General features: G+C 66.5%; 2 protein-coding genes. Both read right to left on the reverse strand.

The annotated features are described in order from the left end of the window. Nucleotides 1–1784, reverse strand: a 1784-nt coding sequence (locus tag VEG08_01665) for a M13 family metallopeptidase (GenBank protein ID HXZ26683.1), incomplete at its 3' end; no start/stop codon positions are given. Between the two features lie 45 nt (nucleotides 1785–1829). Beyond that, on the reverse strand, nucleotides 1830–2534 hold the full coding sequence (locus VEG08_01670; protein HXZ26684.1) for a dihydrodipicolinate reductase C-terminal domain-containing protein: 705 nt from the start codon (nucleotides 2532–2534) through the stop codon (nucleotides 1830–1832). Nucleotides 2535–3013: the final 479 nt, after the last annotated feature.

The raw sequence follows: 3013 nt of genomic DNA on the forward strand, positions 1-3013 counted from the left end.
GCCATCCAGGCGAGGATGAGCCCGCCCAGGTCGGCGACGTCCTCGCCCAGGGTGAGCTTGCTGTTGATGTGGACGTCGTCCACCACCACGTACCGCGCGTACTGCTCCTGGACGCACTGGGCGCGCTTCTGGAACTCGGCCGCGTCCTGCGGGGTCCACCAGTCGCGCAGGTTGCCCTGGGCGTCGAACTGGCGGCCCTCATCGTCGAAGCCGTGCGTCAATTCGTGGCCGATGGTGCCGCCGGTATCGCCGTAGTTGGGAGCGGCGTCGCCGGTGGGATCGAAGGTGGGAGGCTGCAGCACCCCGGCGGGGAAGTTGATGTCGTTCTTCTGCGCGTCGTAATAGGCGTTGACGGTGGGCGGGCTCATGTACCACTCGCCCTTGTCCACCGGCTTGCCGATCTTGGCGAGGGAGCGGCGGAACTCGAACTCGTTGCCGCGCTCGCCGTCGGCGAGGAAGCTGTCGCGCACCACTTGGAACTTGCTGTAGTCCCGCCAGTGGTCGGGATAGCCGATCTTGTTGACCATGGCGTGCAGCTTGACCAGCGCCTGCTGCTTGGTGGCGTCGCTCATCCAGGTGAGGCTGTGGATGTCCTGCTCCATGGCGGCCTCGATCTGCACCACCATGGTGTGGGCCTGCTGGCGAGCTTGCGGCGGGAAGTACTTCTCTACGTAGGCCTGTCCCAGAGCCTCGCCCAGGGCGCGGTCGATGTAGCGCACACAGCGCTTCCAGCGCGGCTGCAATTCCTTCTGGCCGGTCAGCGTCTTGCCGTAGAAATCAAAATCTTCGTCCACGAAGGCGGCGGAGAGATAGCGCGCCTGGGCGTGCACCAGGTGCCAGCGCAGGTAGGTCTTCCAGGCGGGCAACTCCTCGGCCTTGAGTTCGGCCTCCATGGTCTTGAAGAAGTCGGGCACGGCAACGTTGACCGACTGCACGCCGGCCAGACCCAGGTCCTTGAAGTAGGTGTTCCAGTCGAAGGAGGGGCTGAGCGCGGCCAGCTCGGCACGGCTCATGCGGTGATAGACCTTGTTGGGATCGCGGCGGTCGACGCGGCTCATGGAGCCCTGGGCGAGCGCGGTCTCGATGCGCAGCACCGTCTGGGCATTGGCGGCGGCGACGTCGGGGGCGTCGCCCAGCAATTCGAACATCTTCTGCACGTGCGCGACATAGGCGGCGCGGATGGCGGGAAACCTGCCGTCCTGCTTCAGGTAGTAGTCGCGGTCGGGGAGGCCCAAGCCGCCCTGGTCGGCCTCAACGATGACCTGGGTGGAGTCCTTGGCGTCCTGGGTGGAGCCGAAGCGGAAGAGCGCCGACTGCCCGAAGTAGATGTAGATGTCCTCGGGATGGTAGGCGGCGAGGTAGGCCGCGAGATCGGCCTTGGACTTGAGCCTGGCGATGCGCGCCATCTCGGGTGCGAGCGCTGCGGGGCCGGCCTTCTCCACCGCGGCCTCGTCCATGCAGGCGGCGTAGTAGTCGCCGATCTTCTGCTCCGCGGCACTGCGGCCGGGGCGCGGCCCGGCCGCCTGCTCCAGGATGCCGCGCAGGATGAGCCGGTTGTCGTCCTGCATCTTGGAATAGACGCTCCACGAGGCCTGGTCGGGCGGGATGGGATTCTGCTTCATCCAGCCGCCGCAGGAGTAGGTGTAGAAGTCCACGCAGGGATCGACGCTCTTGTCCATGTAGGCGGGGTTGGCGGCCTGGCTGTGGGGCGCGGCGGTCTGGGCCGCGGCGGCGGCGGAGAGCAAGAGCCCGGTCAGGAGGCAGAACAGGGATGCGCGGCGCATGGGCGGCTCCTCGCCAGCGAGACTACACTCTTTGGCGCTGCAGGACTACTGGATGCGGGAGGAAGAAGGCGGCGCGGCCTGGAGCACGTCCCGGAACTCGTAGAAGCCCTTCTTGCCGGCCAGCCACTCGGCGGCGCGCACGGCGCCCTCCGCGAAGCCGCGGCGCGACTTGGCGTCGTGCACCAGCATCATGGAGTCGTTGGGCGAGTCGAAGAACATGACGTGCATGCCCACGGTGTCGCCTTCGCGCACGGAATCGATCTGCACGTCGGCGTCACCGTTCTCGTTCAGGATCTTCTGCAGAACGACCGCGGTGCCCGAGGGCACGTCCTTCTTCTGGGCGTGGTGGCGCTCGGTGATGCGCGCGAGGTAGCCCTGGCGCAGGGCGGCGGCCGCGGCGCGCGCGATCTCAAAAAAGACGTTCACGCCCACCGAGAAGTTCGAGGCCCAGAGGAACCCGATGCCGCTGCGCTCCACCAACTCGCGCACCTGGGGAAGCTGCTTGTGCCAGCCGGTCGTGCCCACCACCATGGTGGCGCCGGCGGCGGCGCAGGCGATGATGTTGGGGATGACGGCCTGGGGAGTGGTGAAGTCCAGGACCGCGTCCACGCCGCGGAGGCGCTCGGCGGTGAGGGCCTTGCCGCCGGGGTTGTCGGAGCTGCCCAGGGCCTCGACCTGATGGCCGCGCTCGCGCGCCACCGCGGCCACCAGCGAACCGGTCTTGCCGCGTCCCAGGATGAGAAAGTTCATAAGTCGTTTGTGTGAGCGCTCGGCCTATTGAGTCATCGGGTCATCGAGTCATTGACGATTGAAAACCTGTGCCGTCCCTTGCGGGACTCGGTCTTCATCTTGCGAGTCTACCCGGCACTTACCGTGCCGGGCTTTAGAAACTCCGCCCCTGCGGGGCGGGAGCCTGCGTGAGGACCGATTCCTCCGCACGCCCGCGAAAACGCAAGGTCCTTCGACTCGCGGTACCCTGCGGCGAAGCCGCAGGGCACCACTCGCTCAGGATGACAGCACAACGGACCCGCGGAGATGCAGGACCTACAGGCCTGCGCCACCGTCTTCCACTATCCACTGACCACTAGCCACTATCCACTGCTATTCAAACACTTCCGGGTCGGGATCGGTGAAAAACATCTGGTGGAGGCGGCGGACCACCTCGGGCACAGCGTCCTCCTCGATCACGAAGGTGAGATTGATCTCCGAGGCGCCCTGCGAGATCATGC

The organism is Terriglobales bacterium (assembly GCA_035624475.1).
In the GTDB taxonomy this organism is placed as follows: Bacteria; Acidobacteriota; Terriglobia; order Terriglobales; family Acidobacteriaceae; genus DASPRL01.